This is a genomic window from Chitinophaga sp. CF118 (assembly GCF_900112615.1).
Taxonomy (GTDB): domain Bacteria; phylum Bacteroidota; class Bacteroidia; order Chitinophagales; family Chitinophagaceae; genus Chitinophaga.
Map to the genome: position 1 here is coordinate 163,314 of NZ_FOMK01000012.1, position 17,055 is coordinate 180,368.

Consider the following 17,055-nt stretch of genomic DNA (forward strand, 5'->3'; position numbering starts at 1 on the left):
TTATGTAACCATTGTTACGTACATCAATTAAGTAAACCGAACACATATGATATCACATTTACCCCTAAACTTGCCAAAAGAGAGGAAGAAACCCGAAATGAAAGTAATTTCGTTGTCTTCCTGTGCCGTTAAGCGATATAAATTATGTATCGGGAACGAACCTTACTTTGACTGGCTTGCTAAAGAATCAGATGAGTATATCTTTATACTAAAAGATGTTGCATTATCCAAAAATGTACTAAGGGAACAGTTATATAATGGAGTTACCCCAACTTATATCATATTCAGTGTTGATCAACGTTTGTCCGGCCTCAAAGAATTTAAGAGATTTCTTCGTTCAAGTGCTTTACTGGAACAGGTACCACTGTTTGTTTACACCGATGATATTACAGCCGAAATTAAACAACGCTTGTGTAAAATAGGCGGAATTGATGATATTATCACTCAGGCTACTCCTAAAGATGTTTTTGAAGAAAAGCTGAAGATAGCCAAAAGCATCCGTGAAATGTCCCGTGCTGCCAGTACAAAAAAAGGCCGTGTTTACAGACCTGGTCATTATATCAACCACTCTTTCAAGCGTACACTGGATATTTCCTTAGCAGGAACGGCTTTGTTATTACTGAGTCCATTATTCGCCATTATTGCAATAATGATCAAACTGGGCTCCCAGGGTCCGGTATTTTATATTTCACATCGTGCAGGTACCCGTTACAGAATTTTTAAGTTTTACAAGTTCCGGACTATGATAGTGGATGCTGATAAACAGGTAGCAGAGATGACACACCTGAATCAGTATGATGCGAATGCTTCCGGTCCTGTATTCTTCAAAGTGACGGATGATCCAAGGGTTACCAGACTGGGTTCATTTCTCAGGAATACAAGCCTGGATGAAATTCCTCAGCTGTTTAATGTCATCCTGGGAGATATGTCGCTGGTAGGTAACCGTCCGCTGCCTTTGTATGAAGCTGCTACCCTGACGACTGATGATTTTGCCGGCCGGTTTATGGCTCCTGCAGGCATCACCGGACTTTGGCAGATCAAAAAAAGAGGCAATAAAGATATGAGTGTAAAGGAAAGAATAAGTCTTGATATTGATTACGCCGAAAAACATAGCATACTCTATGATATTTGGATACTGGCCAATACACCGGGTGCTATGCGACAAAAGAATAATGTATAAATTTTAATACCACCGGATACGATATGAGTTTCAAGAACCGAACACCATTGGTGTCTATTATTGCCCTAAACTATAACCAGACAACTGTTACGTGCGAATTCCTGGAGTCTACAAAGAAGTTAACCTACAGCAACTTTGAAACAATTGTTGTTGATAACGGTTCTGCTGTAGATCCCACCCAACAGATCAATGCGGGTAATTACCCGAATGTAAAGCTGTTCCTTAGTCCTGTTAATCTTGGTTTTACAGGGGGGAACAACCTGGGGATAGAACATGCAAAGGGAGATTTTATTTTTATTGTGAACAATGATACGGAGGTTACACCAGACCTGCTAACACATCTGTTAAATCCTTTCTTTGAGGATGCTTCTATAGGTGTTGTATGCCCCAAAATCCGTTTCTATCATCATTCAAATGTGATTCAGTATGCTGGCTTTCACAAAATGAACCTGCTTACCGGTCGTACCTGGGCTGTAGGCAGCAAGGAAGAGGACAAAGGACAACATGATGTTTCCGGGCCTACCTGGTGTGCTCATGGTGCAGCTATGATGGTAAAACGTGAAGTTATTGAGAAAGTAGGCCGGTTTGCTGATAAATTCTTTATCTATTACGAAGAATCTGACTGGTCTGCACGCATTTTACGTGCAGGGTATAAGATCTATTATAATTCAGATGGACTCATTTTCCATAAAGAGTCTATCACAATGGGGAAAGAGAGTCCTGTGAAAGCATATTATCATACACGCAACCGGATTCTGTATATGCGCAGGAATTCGAATAAACTGCAACTGACTGCTTTCCTGTTCTTCTTTAGTTTCCTCACTTTCCCTAAAGCTGTCTGCACATATGCACTAAAAGGGCAGTTCAAACATTTAAAATCATTTATTAGGGGAACTTTCTGGAATCTGACAACTTCAAGTTATTCACCTGTTTAAATCATATAACTATGACAAAAATTACATCACTCGTTACCGGCGGAGCCGGATTTATTGGCTCTCATGTTGTGAAACACTGCCTGGCACTGGGACATGAAGTAATTGTGCTGGACGACCTGAGCGGCGGATTTGAAGATCATATTCCTGCAGGTGCAATATTTGTACAGGGGTCTGTGTCTGATGAGAACCTGGTAACCGCCCTGTTCGAAGAATATAACTTTGACTATGTATATCATCTTGCCGCTTATGCTGCAGAGGGTTTATCTCACTTTATCCGCCGCTTTAATTATAACAATAACCTGATTGGTAGTATTAACCTGATCAATGAGTCAATAAAGCATAAGATAAAATGTTTCGTATTCACTTCTTCCATCGCAGTATATGGTGCCGGTCAGTTGCCAATGCGTGAAGAAATGGTACCTATGCCGGAAGATCCGTATGGCGTATCCAAATATGCAGTAGAACTGGATCTGAAAGCTGCACATGAAATGTTTGGTTTGAACTATGTAGTGTTCCGTCCGCATAATGTATATGGCGAAAACCAGAACATAGGTGATAAATACCGTAACGTAATCGGGATCTTCATGAACCAGATCATGCAGGGACAGCCACTGACCATCTTTGGTGATGGCGAACAGACAAGGGCATTCAGTTATATCGATGATGTAGCTATTCCTATTACTAACAGCGTGAATATTCCTGAGGCTTACAACCAGGTATTCAATATCGGTGCAGACAAACCTTATACCGTTAATGAACTGGTGAAAGTAGTAGGTGAATGCTTCGGCGTGCAACCAGATGTCACTCATCTGCAGGCCCGTAATGAAGTTATGCATGCTTACTCCGATCATACGAAAGCACATAGCATTTTTGGTAAAGGCAGTGGCGTAAGCTTACTGGATGGTATCAAAGTGATGGCTGCATGGGCAGAAAAGGTAGGCGCCCGCAAGAGTAAAGAATTTGAAAACATAGAGATCTACGAAAAATTGCCGCAGGGTTGGGAAAAGAAGGCTCAGCCTGAAATAATCCCCGCATAATGCGTAATAAAAAGAAAATAAAGGTATTGCAGGCCATCCGCCAGGGTTTGGTGGGTGGCGGCGAATCTCATGTACTGAGCCTGGTAAACGCACTGGATAAAAACCAGTTCGAACCGGTGGTACTGTCTTTTACAGATGGTCCCATGATCACGCGCTTACAGGAAATGGGAATCCGCCATTATGTAATACCATCTCTTAAAGCATTTGATGTATCATGCTGGATGCAGGTAAGATCACTGATCCGGGAAGAGGAGATAGACATTGTACATGCGCACGGATCACGTGCTGCCAGCAATCTCTTCCTTCCTGCAAAATTAAGTGGTCGTCCTTTGCTCTATACAATTCATGGCTGGTCATTTCACGACGACCAGCCTTGTGTACAAAAGCAATTGAGGGTATGGTCGGAAATGTTGCTCACCAAAGGTACCCGGGCTAATATTTCAGTATCGGCTTCCAACAGGGAAACCGGTGTGAAACATTTTTCAGGTTTCAGATCTACCGTCATTAATAATGGTATTGACCTGCAGCGCTTCAACCCGGATGCAACACATACAGATGTACGAAAGGAACTAAACATTCCTTCTCATCATACTGTTGTAGGATATATCGCGAGGATTACCGCGCAGAAAGATCCGATCACACTGGTACATGCATTTAAGGCAGTACTGGACCAGCACAGAGATATTACTTTACTGGTAGTGGGTGAAGGCGATATGCAGGAAGAGATGATGCAAACGGCAAAGTTACAGGGGATAACAGATAATATTGTTTTCCTTCCTTTCCGTGCTGATGTGCCCGATCTGTTACAGGCTATTGATATTTACTGCTTGCCTTCTCTCTGGGAAGGTTTGCCTATTGGACTACTGGAAGCAATGGCGATGCGTAAAGCTGTTATTGTGACTGCTGTAGATGGCTCCAAAGAAATTGTTGCCGATGAGCAGAACGGTTTGCTGGTGCCCGCCAGGAATCCGGCTCACCTGGCAGCAGCGATTGTACGACTGCATACAGATAAACTACTGCAAAAAAAATTACAACTGGCGGCAGCCGAAACCGTCAACCGGCATTATTGTGTACAGGGCATGACCAGACAAGTGGAAACGCTGTATCAGGACGTGCTCGATCATAAAAATTAATAATGGCAACTACACCTACTTTAACATACGAATACGACCGGATAGCTGACCGGAAACGACTGGATTTTATCAGTGACGCTATCAGCAGCAAAGCACAATCCAATGCTAAAATACTGGATGTGGGTTGTGGGAATGGTGTTATCAGCCGCCATCTTGGTAAACTCGGTTTTAATGTACTTGGTATCGATGTAAGCGAACAAACTATTGCACGCGCTCATGAACTGAATACATTGCCTAATGTATTTTTTGAAGTGATCAGTGCTGAACAGCTGGTTGCACAAGGAGATACATTTGATGCTATCATCTGCAGCGAAGTACTCGAACATTTAGATAATCCGTCTTCACTCCTCAAAGTATTATATCAATCTCTCAAACCGGATGGTCTCCTGATCGTAACAGTGCCCAATGGCAGCGGTCCGCGCGAACTGTTTGTGACCCGCCCTGTATTGAAAATGCGGAGGAGTAACAACTGGGCATGGAAGCTGATCGTGAAAGTAAAAACGCTATTGGGATATAGTGGTACCACTGTACAATCTGCTGCTGATAACCTGGATCATATCCAGTTCTTCAAAAAATCGGACCTGGAAATATTATCGTCTGAAAATAATTTCAGGATAGTACGTTTTGGGAAAGCGAATTTTATAGAGGATGTGTTTCCTTTTTCTTTCGTGGCCAAAAAGATCCGAGGTTTGCAATGGCTTGACTGCAAAATTGCAGATGCTCTGCCATACCGGTTCACGGGAGGATTCTTTTCAGTTTGGGTAAAAGCAAAATGATTATGTTCACAACTCTTTATATACTTTTTGCTGCCATACAATTACTGCTGGCAGCATACCTGCTGCAACCGGCATTTCTGCTGCTGGTATACAGTATTAAAAAACTATTCTTTAAGCAACGCAAGATTATCCGGTCGGAGGGTGATAAAGATTTCTCTTTTGCGGTGATTGTTACCGCGTATAAAAATCTACAACTTGTTCCTCCATTAGTAGACTCCGTATTGAAACAGACTTACCGTCATTTCAAAGTATATGTGGTAGCTGATGGTTGTGAGCAGACTGATACAGGTTATAATAATGATCCGCAGGTAAAGGTATTAGCGCCTGCAGTGACATTGAGTGCAAAAATCAAGTCTATTGATTATGCTATCAACAATTTTGATCAGGAGCATGATGTGCTCATCATTCTGGATGCAGATAACTTGCTACATCCGGATTACCTGTCTGTACTGAATACTTATTTTAATCTTGGATATCGTGCAGTGCAGACAAATATGCTGGCCAAGAATAATGATAGTGTATATGCACAACTGGATGCTGCTGGTAATTACTTCAGCAATTTCGTAGACAGGCGTATGCGTATGGAACTGGGATTGTCTGCCAATATCTGGGGGCTGGGCATTGCAATGGAAACAACGTTATATAAAGAAGTGGTTTATAACAACTTCCTTGGTGGGTTTGATAAAAAAATACAGGCAGATATTGTGAAGCTGATTCCGCAGCTTGCTTATGCTGAAGAAGCGATAGTGTATGATGAGAAAATAGATAGTGGTGATGCATTGGAAACACAGCGCACCCGCTGGATCAATGCGTACTTTAAATATTTCAAATACGGTTGGAATGTATTTGTTACAGGTTTGAAACGTGGTAGTTTTAATCTGATGTTCTTTGGATTTAACTTATTACGTCCACCATTATTTCTGCAGATAAGTGGCGCCCTGTTTTTTGCAGCATTCAATTTATGGATTGACCCGACGTTGAGCATTTCGTGGATAGCGGCTCTTATTATATTCCCACTTTCTTTCCTGATTATTGTGGCTATAATGAGCACTGATAAAGGAGTAATAAGTTCCCTCTTATACCTCCCGCTTGTATTCTTAAGGCAGGTTAGGGCATTCCTGCACATTGGCAAAGCCAATAAAGCATTCCTTCAAACTCCGAATAATAAAGTAATCTATATTGAGGACCTCCTGAAGAAATAAAGTATCTTTAGGACCGGGACTGACTCAAAAGGTCAGTCCCATTTAATGTCGCTCAGTTGCTCGCAGCGAAGCAATTTTAGATACTGAACCATGCAACACAAAATTAATCTCGCCTTACAGATATTGCCATCTGTACCCAGTGAACAGGTATATGCCGTAGTAGATGAAGCTATTGCTGTAATACAGGCATCCGGACTGAAATATCGCGTTTGTCCTTTTGAGACAGTAATAGAGGGCACTTATGAAGAAACCATGGAGGTTGTTCGTAAGGCCCAGGAAGTATGTTTCAAAGCAGGTGCTTCACAACTGCTGGTCTATATTAAAATGCAGATCAAAAAAGATGCAGATGTAAGTATTGAAGATAAGACGGGTAAATACGACTGATCAGCCAAAGACCAGATAAGCAATTCCCAGTGTAAAGAAGATGTTGAACACCTGCGCTATGATGAACGCAAGTGCAGGGCGGCCATTGTCCATCTTAAAGATATCTGTGAACTTTGTTTCCAGTCCGATGCAGGTAAAGGCCAGCGCAAACCAGTATGTCTGCATTTCTTTCAGGGAGCCTTTTGCTGCTGCGACCAGCGGTGTTGATAGTATAAAGGAAAAGAATACGGATGCCAATACAAACCCCAGAACAAACTTAGGAAAGCGATCCCAGATAGTACGAAGGGTCGGTTTTTCGAAATTCGCCTCTTTGCGGGTATAAGACCAATATAAAGAGATAAAGAATGCTGCCAGTCCCAATAATACATTCTGGGAGAATTTTACCAATGTAGCATATTTCAGCGCTTCCTCACCCAGCATTGTGCCTGCCGCCACTACAGCTCCTGAAGTATCTATCGTACCACCGAGCCATGCTCCCGCTACGGCTGGAGACATATGTGCCCAAATGGCAATGTAAGGCATAAATAACATCATGGGAATAGCCACAATGAGTACAAGTGAAATTACATGCGACAATTTTTTGTTATCGCCTTCAATAGCACCTGCAGTAGCAATAGCAGCTGATACTCCGCAGATGGATACAGCGCTGGAAATCATCATCCTGAATTCCTCATCCAATCCCAGTTTACCACATAACCAGAAGCTAAAATACCATACAGTAAATACTACGGCAACGGATTGAATAATTCCCAGACCTCCCCCTTTAATGATGTCTTGAAAAAGCACATTACAACCAAGCAAAACAAGACCAATTTTGATATATAATTCCGTTTGAATGGCAGGCTTCAGCCAGCCCGGTACTCCAATCAGGTTACTGATTAATAATCCGAGGATAAGACTGAATAATACAACCTCAATACCAAAGTCTTTAATGGCTTTGTTTCCTGATATCACCTGAGCCAGTAATGTAATAAACATGATGACCAGCAGGGAAGGAATGAGTTTGAGTAATTGTGTATTACCAGTAAGTAGTTTTGCAGCAAACAGACTGCCTAATGCCCATAAAAACAGGACACCTATTTGTTGCCAGAGTGCAATATTCGCAAATTGATCTTTCAGTGTACCAACGTTACTCCATACCGCAAATTTTGGTAACAGGGGTTTAAAAGCAAAACAAATGAGACCAATGGTTATGAAAGCTATAATGACTGCAATCCAGTCTTCGTGAAGAGTTTTCTTAGGCATGATTAATCAGCAAATAGGTGACGGTGGTAATGTCCAATATACGTATGATTTTTTATCAATGAAAGAAAATATATCCGATTATAATGGCACATACCACTCCTACAAAATCGGCAATTAGTCCGCAGGTAAGTGCATAGCGGGTATTTTTGATATTTACAGAGCCGAAGTATACTGCCAGTACATAAAAGGTAGTTTCAGTAGATCCCTGGATAATACATGCCAGCCGTCCCTGGAAGGAATCCACACCATAATGTTTGATGACATCTATCATCAGACCACGGGCAGCACCACCGCTGAAAGTTTTCATGAGGCCAACAGGAAGAGCAGGTACAAAGTCTGTATTCAATCCCATCCATGCGAATAAACTACCAATTGCGTTCACCACATAATCCATACAACCGGTATTGCGGAATGCACTGATCCCTACCAGCATAGCTACCAGATAGGGGATAATCATAATAGATACCTGGAAACCTTCTTTAGCACCTTCTATAAATACCTCATAGGCATTGATCTTACTGATCATAGCCATAACCAGGAACGATACGATCACAGAAAAAATGAGTAATCCTCCAATGAGTGCGGTATAAACGGCGATCTGGTCGGGTGGAAGATTATGCATCCCAAAATAGAGCGCCGTCATAAGGGCTGCAAGGCCACCCACAAATACCAGGATTGGTAATCTGAAGAGGTTAATGCGCTGATAGATGGCAACAGCTATCATACCAGATATAAAAGAAATGAGAGTACCTATAAGAGAGGGGATAAATATGTCTGCTGCATTTGCCGCACCACTGGCCAGCCGGATAGCAATAACAGAGGTCGGAATGATGGTAATGCCAGCCGTATTCAGCACCAGGAACATGATCTGAGCGTTTGTGGCGACTTCCTTTTCCGGGTTGATATCCTGTAACTCCTTCATGGCCTTAAGTCCGAGGGGAGTAGCCGCATTGTCCAGTCCTAGGGCTGTAGCACTAAAATTCATCAGGATAGAGCCCATGGCAGGATTGTTTTTTGGGATACCTGGAAATAACTTTGAAAAGAAGGGGTCTACAGCTTTGGCAAACAGTTTGATCATACCAGCTTTTTCCCCCACACGCATGATTCCTAACCAGAAGGTCATGATGCCCGCCAAGCCCAGGGAAATTTCGGCCCCGGTTTTGGCACTGTCAAACATGCCGGACATGACATTGGAAAATACAGCCGTATCATGAAGTACTATCAGGCGAAAAAGTGCCACCACAAAAGAGATCAGGAAAAAAGCCAGCCATACGTAGTTTAAAGCCATATATACAAGTTAGGTACGATCCTTCAAATCTAATGCAAATATTAAAAGTACAAATTGTTTTATGTGTAATATAATCGCTTATAAACAGAATTTGGAGAGAATTGATTAAGTGACTGTATATCCGCGTTCTCAACTGAGTATCAATCCAGGTAGAAAATATTCGCGTCAAGTTATTTCATAAATCTATTGATTCACAATTATTTAGAATGTAATTTCAGGAGAAAAACTCTTTCATGGAATACAGGCTTAAAATTTAACCCTTCCTAATAGTTGCCGGATAAGACATGATTTTGTGTTTTAAAGGATAGATGAACTATTTTTTAAGCATATATAAAGCATATCTCTGGAAGTATGCTTTGTTTATGCTTTATATATGCTTCACATATGCTTTATCTCTCTGTAATCCTTAATGTCAAAGACTTTCCACCGATTTATTGACTTCATTTCTCATGGTTTTTACAGCTAGACAGGAATAATTTAAATTTTAGATAATGTATATGGTATATATAATCAATGTGGTTATTTTTATGGTAATGGACATCATATTTAGACCAGATGATGATAGTGAGCCATAAAAGACCTGTCAGAAATCCCAAAAGAACCAGGTAATGATCTTTTAGGCAGCGCTTTCTGCAAAAGCAGAAAAAGTATTATCTTCGCGCAAATTTTAAAAAATGGCGTTACAAGCTGGAATTGTTGGATTGCCGAATGTAGGGAAGTCGACATTATTTAATGCGGTAAGCAATAGTGCCAAAGCACAGGCCAGCAATTACCGTTTCTGTACAATAGAACCCAACGTAGGCTCGGTAGATGTACCGGACGAACGTTTATATAAACTGGAGGAGCTTGTAAAGCCCAATCGCGTAGTTCCTACCACTATCGAATTTGTGGACATTGCCGGTCTCGTAAAAGGTGCAAGCAAGGGAGAAGGACTGGGAAACAAGTTTCTGGCTAACATTCGTGAAGTAGATGCCATCGTGCATGTGATCCGCTGCTTCGAAGACGATAATATCTTAAGAGAAGAAGGTGCTATCAATCCTGTGAGCGATAAGGAAATTATTGATACCGAACTGCAGCTGAAAGACCTGGAAAGTGTAGAAAGAAAGGTTGCCCGTACTGAAAAGATGGCTAAAACCGGTGGAGATCCAAAGGCTAAGAAAGAGTTCGAAATTCTGAAACAGTGTCAGGAACACCTGGAAAAAGGGCGTAATATCCGTGAACTGGGGCTGAGCAAAGAAGACAGTTCTGCTATTGCAGATCTGATGCTGCTCACCGCAAAACCGGTATTATATGTTGCGAACGTGGATGAAGCATCCATGCACACCGGCAACAAGTACTCCGAGCAATTACAGGAATCTGTAAAAGCAGAAGGTGCACAGGTGATCATTATGAACAATAACATTGAAGCACAGATCTCCGAAATGGAAGATCCTGATGATAAGGCACTCTTCCTGGAAGAATATAAACTGGCTGAACCAGGTTTGAACCGCCTGATCCGCTCTGCTTATAATCTGCTGAACCTGATCACTTATTTTACTGCTGGTGTACAGGAAGTACGGGCATGGACTATCCTTAGAGGCTGGAAAGCGCCGGCATCTGCCAGTGTGATTCACACGGATTTTGAAAAGGGTTTCATTAAAGCAGAGGTAATTGCTTATGAAGACTTTGTAAAATATGGTTCAGAAGCGGCCGCGCGTGATAATGGCCGTTTGCGTATAGAAGGTAAAGAATATGTAGTTGCTGATGGAGATGTAATGCATTTCCGCTTCAACGTATAAGATACTTCAGTGCTAAATGCAGCTGAGGGTTACAACAAATCAGACGTCCCGGGCATAGTGCCCGGGACGTCGTCTATTTAGAGATGTTCATTATTTATTTAAATACTTCATCAAACAGCAGTGATACATAATAGATACCGCCCACTGTTGGATTACCTAAAGATGTCTGGTAATAGTGGTTGGTAATATTAGATCCACCCAGTTTGATCGTTGCTTTAGCTTTTGGAATCTTGTAGTTTACCTGAGCATCCAGGGTACCATAGGCAGAAACATTGCCGGTCACGAAACTGGAATTCCATAAAAAAGCGTCCTGCCAGCGATAGGTGACATTAAATCCTATATTCTTATATACGTTCCTGTTGGAAACACCTAAGTTAAAACGATACTTTGGGGTATTAAAGGCGGTAGCGAGTCCATCAGATTCTTTAGTGATATCATTATAGGAGAAGTTACCAGAAAGCGTCCAGGTTTTAATCAGGTAATCCAATCCTAATGCACCACCCTGTGTTTTAACATCGGAAGGATTGTTCACGTATGTAGCAAAGATATTAGCCCTGTTGAAAGCCGGGTCCTGCGCCAGTGGTTGTGTAGGCTGCAGCAAAACCAGGTAGGAGAGGAAGTTCTTATAAGAACTGTAATAATAATAAACGTCTATTAACAGGCGGTTCTTTATCAGACCCTTATAACCGATTTCATAAGCCTTCACACTTTCTGGTTTGAACTTGCCAAAAGTATATGTTTGAAGGAGGGAAGGATCGCCTGCCGCCGCATAACGCTGTACACTGGCTTGTGTATACCCTTTGTTGTTATACAGATCGTATTTAGTAAGCATTTCCGGTAATCCGCCGATCAGTCGTGTATTTGAACGTATAGGCAAATCTATGTACTGATCCTGGTTAGTTGGGTTCCGGTAAGCTGTCTGGAAAGAGAGGCGGATGTTATGTTGAGGAGCAACGGTGAATACACCGGAAATACGTGGTGTAAACCTCCCGTCAAAGTTCTCGTTCTTATCATAACGTACAGAAGCCGTCAGTTTAATACGGTCGTTCACCAGTTTTTTACTGGCCTGTAAAAAACCACCATATTCATCTACCTTAATCCTTCCGGCTGCATCATCAAATATAGTACCATCTGAGTTCAGTGAATAACGGCGGAAGGAAGCTCCTGCCTGTAATTCAAAAACTTTTATATGATCTGAAAAGTCATAGAATCCTTCATAATGATAGAGATTGGTTTTATCATTGAATTTGGCGCCATTCCTTCCGGCACCAAAACCTATGTAACGATTTGTGATTGCGTCTTTAGCGGTGTTGAATGCCGTTGAACCGGGTTGCAAACGGGCACGGTCTGCATATCCTCTTGCAATTGCATGGGCTTCTGCATCTGTTTTAACACCAGGAGCACCCGCGAATATACCCGCTCTTGCCTGGTTATAGACAGTTGCATATTCTGCAAACCAGCCTCCGATTACATTACCATTTGCATCGGTGACCGCACTTTGATTGTAAGTCTCGTTCAGTAATGTACCCAGTGCGGTGGCATTATATGCCTCTCCGGAACGTTCCTGTGTAGTGTACCCCCGGAGGAAAAAGCGTTTGCCTCTCAGTTCCAGTTTGTATTGTCCCAGGTTGAACTTACGCAGTGAATAGCGGTCAGACCCTGTATACACAGTAGTGCCGGAGCCCCAGTTTCCTTGCAGAATGGCCTCTATATTATCTGTAATCTTATAATGAAATGCCAATCCTGTTTTCAGGCTTTTGGTATTATAATCCACGAGGTCTTTTTCGCGGTAGCCTGTACGGGAAACAGACACACCATTTAATAAACCTGCGGTAGCACCAAATTTGGTAGTTATTTCATCACCATATACATTGATCCCATCATAGTTGGGATCTGTAGCGTGAGAGAATCCGGCTTTCGTTTTAATATTCAGACGGTCAAAATTTGTAGAATCCTGTGCCTGCCAGTCGTTTGCCTGCATATAGCCGAAGTTCACTTTAAAAGCAAAGCGGCCAAATGCCTTTGCATAACGGGCTGTTACATCAGGAATGAACCCAACACTGGATTGCTGCACCGTCCCGAGATGGTTAACGCCGGCCTGTAATTTAACACTGAGGCCCTGATACTCAAACGGGTTTTTGCTGGTCATCAGCAAAGTACCGTTCATACCACCAGCGCCATATAATGCAGAAGACGCACCGGGTAGCAGTTCCACAGAAGCCAGGTCCAGCTCAGAGACCCCTACTATATTACCTACAGAGAAGTTCAGTCCGGGTGCCTGGTTATCCATTCCATCCATCAACTGATTGAAACGGGTATTACCATTGGTATTGAACCCCCGGGTAGTGACCGTACGAAAACTCAGGCTCTGTACACTCGACTCCACACCTTTTAAAGAGGGGAGCGCGTCGTAGAAACTGGGAGCAGCCGTTTCACGGATGGCCGTTAAATTCAGTTTTTCAATAGATACAGGAGATTCCAGGATACTTTCTGATACACGGCTGGCCGCTACTACGACTTCATTGCCGAGTATTTCCGTAGAGGAAAGTGTTACAGCTACATCGGTAGAGCTGTTCACCACTACCTGCTGAGTGCTGAATCCTACGGACGAAAAGATAAGTGTTACTGGAAAAGGACGGGAGGTATTCAGTTTAAAATGTCCACTTTCATCTGAAACAGTACCTAGTCTGGTACCTTTCAAACTAACAGATACACCTGGCAATGGTGCGCCTGTGGCATTATTGGTAACTGTACCTGTGATAACATTTTGTTGCTGCGCAGATAAATTAACAGCATACAGGTTGAGCAACAATAACAGGAAACACGAGCATGTTTTTTGTAAAGATAACTTCATATTGTGGATATTTTTGTTGGGTCTTTGGGTAATATAGTACTTAAATATAAGCAAAAAAAGTCCACAGTCACTGATGGACTGCGGACTTTTTATATATAATCTCCCTATTTTCTAATCCATTTTCTGCCCTACTTTCCTATACCCGAGGTAGAAGAAGAGCGGAAATACCAGCAATGTTAATACGGTAGCTGTAATTAACCCTCCAATTACTACGATAGCCAGTGGTTTTGAAGTTTCAGAACCTATCCCTTTTGATAATGCAGCTGGCAGCAAACCGATAGCAGCCATCAGAGCAGTCATAACTACAGGGCGTACCCTGGTACGTACCCCATCGCGAATAGCTACTTCCAGTGTATGCTTGTTAAATTCATGCTTTTTCACCTTCTGCATATTGTTCTTGAATACAGAAATCAGGATCACCCCGTTCTGAATACAGATCCCAAAGAGGGCAATGAAACCGATACCTGCGGATATACTGAAGTTGGTTCCCGATATCAGAAGCGCCGCAATACCACCGATGATAGCAAACGGCACATTCAGTAATACCATCCCTGCATCTTTCACATTTCCGAACATGATAAACAGGATCAGGAAGATAATGCCCAAACTGACGGGAACGACCTGTGTAAGACGTTTGGTAGCACGCTGCTGATTTTCAAAGTCGCCCGCCCACTGCATTTCATATCCTTTATCCAGTTTTACCTGTTTATCTACCTTAGCCTGTGCTTCGGCAATTACACTTCCCATATCACGGCCACGGATAGAGAATTTTACGGCAGTATAACGTCTGTTATCATCTCTGAAAATGATACTTGGACCGGTCAGTGTTCTGATAGTCGCAATGTTCTTGATCGGCACCCGTGCACCCCGTATGGTAGGAACCATCAGGTCACTGATGCTTTCTGCGGTGTTACGGTATTTTTCCTCATACCGCAGGCGCAGCTGGAATTTACGTTCCCCTTCATAGATCTGCGTAACGGCTTTACCGCCAATAGCCATTTCAATGATAGCATTGGCATCGGCAGTGGTTACACCATATAATGCCATCTTATTTTCATCCAGTTCGATACGCATTTCCGGCTGACCAATATTCTTTATCACACCTAGATCTTCCACGCCCTGGATCTTCTTCATGATATCGTACACCTGGTTGGCCTTGCCTTCTGTATAGGTAAGACTGTCGCCATAAATCTTAACACATAAAGATCCTTTCACACCGGATACTGCTTCTTCCACATTATCCATAATAGGCTGTGAGAAGTTGAGGTTAATACCCGGATATACGGCCAGCTTCTGTTGCATTTTATCAATCAGTTCCTCCTTTGTAATACCGCTCTTCCATTGTTTCTTAGGATAAATATCCACATGGAATTCTATGTTATAGAAACCGGTAGCATCTGTACCATCATTCGGACGGCCTGTTTGCGACATCACCTGTTTCACTTCCGGGAAAGCAAGAATGATACGCCGCATCTTATTGGCCAGCACCTTGGATTCATCCAGAGATACGCTGAGCGGGCAGGTAGCACGGATATAAATGGCACCTTCATCCAGTTCGGGCAGGAACTCACTACCCAGGAATCTGAAGCAGAATAAACCAACTACGACCGCTATAACACCAAGCATTAATGAGATGCGTTTATGATGGTAGGTCCATGAGAACATTTTCATGACCCCGTTGGTAATACCTTCTACAAAGATGTTATGCTTTTCTTTTACATTTTTGCGGAGTAAAATACTGCTCAGTAGCGGTACCAGTGTCAACGTGAGGATCAGTGCTCCCAATAATGCGAAGCCCAGTGTCCATGCCAGCGGAGAGAACATTTTACCTTCTACCTTTTCGAAAGAGAAGATAGGCAGTAATGCCGCAATGATGATCAGTTTAGAGAAGAAGATCGCTTTACCCAGTTCACCACCGGTATTTTTGATGATCCCCAGTTTGGACAGTTTATTAAACCGTTCCATTCCTACTTTATGCGAGCGTTCATCAAGAATTACGAAGATCCCTTCAACCATCACAACGGCCCCGTCTATGATAATACCAAAGTCGATAGCGCCCATCGACAGCAGGTTGGCAGACATCCCCCTTAATGTCAGACAGATGAATGCGAACAATAAAGCCAGTGGGATCACCATAGCTACGATTACGGTAGTACGCCAGTCGGCCATGAACAGGAATACGATCACCGTTACAAAAATGATCCCTTCCAGCATGTTGTGTAATACGGTATGTGTAGCAAATTCAATCAGATCACTACGATTGTAGAATGTATTGATTTTTACATCGGAAGGCAACACCTTATCATTCAGATAGGCAATTCTTTCCTGTACACGTTTGATCACATCACTGGGGTTTTCCCCTTTACGCATCACGATGATACCTTCTACTACATCATTCTGATTATCACGACCTACCTGTCCAAGACGGGGAAGATTGGAAACATCTACAGAGGCAATATCTTTAACCAGGATAGGTGTATTATTGATATTATCTACAATGATGTTACCTATTTCTTCTGCGTTATTCAGCAACCCGATACCACGCACAACATAAGCCTGTGAATTATCTACAATCACATCGCCACCCACATTGATATTACTTTTGGAAATGGCATTGTATACATCCAGCGGTGTAATATCATAAGAAGCCAGCTTTTGTGGATTCACGGTGATCTCATAAGTTTTCACTTCACCACCAAAGCTCACCACATCACCTACACCAGGAACATTTAACAAGCGGCGTTCTATCACCCAGTCCTGCAATGTTTTCAGTTCCTTTACTGTTTTAGTTTTGCTTTCCAGCGTATACCGGAATATTTCACCCGTAGGGCCGGTAGGCGGTTGTACATCTGGGTCCGCACCATCCGGTACTTCCACATCACGTAACAGGTTATTTACCTGCTGGCGGGCAAAAGCATCGTCCACACCATCATCGAAAATAACTTTAACAACAGACAGACCAAACACTGTAGTAGAACGTACAGATGATTTTTTCTGTACCGGATTCATAGCTATTTCAATGGGAACGGTTACGAATTTTTCTACTTCCTCCGCACTTCTACCCGGCCATTGTGTAATAATAGTGATCTGTGTATTGGTAACATCCGGGAATGCTTCGATAGGGATATTCTTAAATGAGATGATCCCCCATATAATAAGCGCTATGGTCGCAAACCCTATAAACAGCCGGTTCTTTAAGGAAAAGGCAATAATACTTTTTATGACTTTTTGCATAAGATTCTG

General features: G+C 42.5%; 12 protein-coding genes. 8 read left to right on the top strand and 4 right to left on the bottom strand.

Annotated features, from left to right (window positions below; translation table 11 throughout):
- Positions 1 to 46: 46 nt before the first annotated feature.
- From BM176_RS28955 to BM176_RS28985, 7 genes are all read left to right on the top strand, one after another.
- The gene (locus tag BM176_RS28955; RefSeq protein ID WP_255373605.1) at positions 47 to 1,180 is read left to right on the top strand and encodes a sugar transferase; all 1,134 of its coding nucleotides are present in this window, start codon (positions 47 to 49) and stop codon (positions 1,178 to 1,180) included.
- Positions 1,181 to 1,203: 23 nt separating this feature from the next.
- The gene (locus tag BM176_RS28960) at positions 1,204 to 2,115 is read left to right on the top strand and encodes a glycosyltransferase family 2 protein (protein WP_090107896.1); all 912 of its coding nucleotides are present in this window, start codon (positions 1,204 to 1,206) and stop codon (positions 2,113 to 2,115) included.
- An 11-nt stretch (positions 2,116 to 2,126) separates the two neighbouring features.
- The gene (locus BM176_RS28965) at positions 2,127 to 3,152 is read left to right on the top strand and encodes an NAD-dependent epimerase/dehydratase family protein (protein ID WP_090107897.1); all 1,026 of its coding nucleotides are present in this window, start codon (positions 2,127 to 2,129) and stop codon (positions 3,150 to 3,152) included.
- The gene (locus BM176_RS28970; RefSeq protein WP_090107898.1) at positions 3,152 to 4,285 is read left to right on the top strand and encodes a glycosyltransferase family 4 protein; all 1,134 of its coding nucleotides are present in this window, start codon (positions 3,152 to 3,154) and stop codon (positions 4,283 to 4,285) included. Before BM176_RS28965 ends, BM176_RS28970 begins: the two co-directional genes overlap by 1 nt.
- Before the next feature lie 2 nt (positions 4,286 to 4,287).
- A complete protein-coding gene (locus BM176_RS28975; protein ID WP_090107899.1) occupies positions 4,288 to 5,061 on the top strand; it encodes a class I SAM-dependent methyltransferase in 774 nt (257 codons plus the stop codon).
- A gap of 2 nt (positions 5,062 to 5,063) precedes the next feature.
- Positions 5,064 to 6,263, top strand: a complete 1,200-nt coding sequence (locus BM176_RS28980) for a glycosyltransferase (protein WP_177230579.1) — start codon at positions 5,064 to 5,066, stop codon at positions 6,261 to 6,263.
- Between the two features lie 90 nt (positions 6,264 to 6,353).
- Positions 6,354 to 6,647: a thiamine-binding protein gene (locus tag BM176_RS28985; RefSeq protein ID WP_090107901.1), complete on the top strand. Its 294-nt coding sequence runs from the start codon at positions 6,354 to 6,356 to the stop codon at positions 6,645 to 6,647.
- Here the strand turns inward: BM176_RS28985 and BM176_RS28990 are convergent, their stop codons facing one another.
- A complete protein-coding gene (locus tag BM176_RS28990; RefSeq protein WP_090107902.1) occupies positions 6,648 to 7,892 on the bottom strand; it encodes a YeiH family protein in 1,245 nt (414 codons plus the stop codon).
- A gap of 55 nt (positions 7,893 to 7,947) precedes the next feature.
- Complete coding sequence (locus BM176_RS28995; protein WP_090107903.1) at positions 7,948 to 9,180, bottom strand: nucleoside recognition domain-containing protein; 1,233 nt, start codon at positions 9,178 to 9,180, stop codon at positions 7,948 to 7,950.
- A 674-nt stretch (positions 9,181 to 9,854) separates the two neighbouring features.
- Between BM176_RS28995 and ychF the strand changes: the two genes are divergently transcribed.
- Positions 9,855 to 10,958, top strand: coding sequence for a redox-regulated ATPase YchF (gene ychF / locus BM176_RS29000; RefSeq protein ID WP_090107904.1), 1,104 nt, complete (start codon positions 9,855 to 9,857; stop codon positions 10,956 to 10,958).
- 94 nt (positions 10,959 to 11,052) lie between these two features.
- Here the strand turns inward: ychF and BM176_RS29005 are convergent, their stop codons facing one another.
- Both BM176_RS29005 and BM176_RS29010 read right to left on the bottom strand, forming a co-directional pair.
- Complete coding sequence (locus BM176_RS29005) at positions 11,053 to 13,812, bottom strand: TonB-dependent receptor (RefSeq protein ID WP_090107905.1); 2,760 nt, start codon at positions 13,810 to 13,812, stop codon at positions 11,053 to 11,055.
- A 111-nt stretch (positions 13,813 to 13,923) separates the two neighbouring features.
- Positions 13,924 to 17,046 (bottom strand): efflux RND transporter permease subunit, encoded by a 3,123-nt coding sequence (locus BM176_RS29010; protein WP_090107906.1) that lies wholly within the window; start codon positions 17,044 to 17,046, stop codon positions 13,924 to 13,926.
- Positions 17,047 to 17,055 lie beyond the last annotated feature (9 nt).

Bases quoted from the DNA above. Each gene is read 5' to 3' on its own strand.
- BM176_RS28980 (WP_177230579.1), top strand. From the start codon at position 5,064: ATGTTCACAACTCTTTATATACTTTTTGCTGCCATACAATTACTGCTG.
- BM176_RS28970 (WP_090107898.1), top strand. From the start codon at position 3,152: ATGCGTAATAAAAAGAAAATAAAGGTATTGCAGGCCATCCGCCAGGGT.
- BM176_RS28965 (WP_090107897.1), top strand. From the start codon at position 2,127: ATGACAAAAATTACATCACTCGTTACCGGCGGAGCCGGATTTATTGGC.
- ychF (WP_090107904.1), top strand. From the start codon at position 9,855: ATGGCGTTACAAGCTGGAATTGTTGGATTGCCGAATGTAGGGAAGTCG.
- BM176_RS28960 (WP_090107896.1), top strand. From the start codon at position 1,204: ATGAGTTTCAAGAACCGAACACCATTGGTGTCTATTATTGCCCTAAAC.
- BM176_RS28975 (WP_090107899.1), top strand. From the start codon at position 4,288: ATGGCAACTACACCTACTTTAACATACGAATACGACCGGATAGCTGAC.
- BM176_RS28990 (WP_090107902.1), bottom strand. From the start codon at position 7,892: ATGCCTAAGAAAACTCTTCACGAAGACTGGATTGCAGTCATTATAGCT.
- BM176_RS29005 (WP_090107905.1), bottom strand. From the start codon at position 13,812: ATGAAGTTATCTTTACAAAAAACATGCTCGTGTTTCCTGTTATTGTTG.
- BM176_RS29010 (WP_090107906.1), bottom strand. From the start codon at position 17,046: ATGCAAAAAGTCATAAAAAGTATTATTGCCTTTTCCTTAAAGAACCGG.
- BM176_RS28985 (WP_090107901.1), top strand. From the start codon at position 6,354: ATGCAACACAAAATTAATCTCGCCTTACAGATATTGCCATCTGTACCC.
- BM176_RS28955 (WP_255373605.1), top strand. From the start codon at position 47: ATGATATCACATTTACCCCTAAACTTGCCAAAAGAGAGGAAGAAACCC.
- BM176_RS28995 (WP_090107903.1), bottom strand. From the start codon at position 9,180: ATGGCTTTAAACTACGTATGGCTGGCTTTTTTCCTGATCTCTTTTGTG.